1 protein-coding gene and 1 pseudogene are annotated in these 663 nt (G+C 65.5%); both read right to left on the bottom strand.

The window, feature by feature from the left end; all coding sequences use genetic code 11:
- Positions 1–209: pseudogene (locus tag MJ797_RS15620) on the bottom strand (Na+/H+ antiporter); the annotation flags it as partial.
- A gap of 117 nt (positions 210–326) precedes the next feature.
- Positions 327–530, bottom strand: coding sequence for a hypothetical protein (locus MJ797_RS15615; protein WP_239335497.1), 204 nt, complete (start codon positions 528–530; stop codon positions 327–329).
- Between the last annotated feature and the right edge of the window lie 133 nt (positions 531–663).

Genomic DNA, 663 nt, shown 5'->3' with positions numbered 1-663 from the left:
CCTCGGCGGAGGCGTACAGCAGCGGGGGCAGGACGACCAGACCGATGGTCTGCGGCGCTATGTGCAAGGTATGGAGTGCCCGGCATGAGCGCCACTGCAAGACCGGCCAGCACCAGCAGCGGTGGAGCGGGCACCCGCCAGCGGCGTGCCCCGGTGGCTACCGCGGTTGCCAGCACCACAAGAAAGAGGACTGTCCCTACCGCACGCATCCGCCGAACCTCTGGTCCGTGATCGGGGTTGCTGCCGCAGATCGCTGCAGTCCATACCCCACGCCGACCAGGCTTCCCGGCACACCTGAAACAGATTTTATCAATTCCTCAGTTGTTTCACGCGGTGGGCCGGGTCCAGGTGGCGCCGTGGCGGGCGGCCAGATCGCGGCCGTCGGCGTCGCGGACCAGCCGTAGACGTAGTGCCGCCACCGTGGCCAGGAGTCGTTCCCCGTCGTCCAAGGCGGCGAGCGGCTCGGCGTCCGACAGTGACCACACCGTCGCTTCGGCCAGGGCGTCCACACCGGTGGCGGTGTTCAGCATAGATCAACGATAACTCGAAATGCCCACAAACTCGAACATTTGTTCGAACTGGTTGCGAATATCGGTGCGGTCGGGTCGGGCGGAGATCCCGCAGACAGGGACGTCGGTTCGGCAGATCGAAAGATCGTGACTC

The sequence above is a fragment of the Protofrankia sp. CiP3 genome (assembly GCF_917627345.1).
Lineage (GTDB): Bacteria > Actinomycetota > Actinomycetes > Frankiales > Frankiaceae > Protofrankia.
This window is presented reverse-complemented; position numbering and strand designations above follow the sequence as displayed.

Bases quoted from the DNA above. Each gene is read 5' to 3' on its own strand.
- MJ797_RS15615 (WP_239335497.1), bottom strand. From the start codon at position 530: ATGCTGAACACCGCCACCGGTGTGGACGCCCTGGCCGAAGCGACGGTG.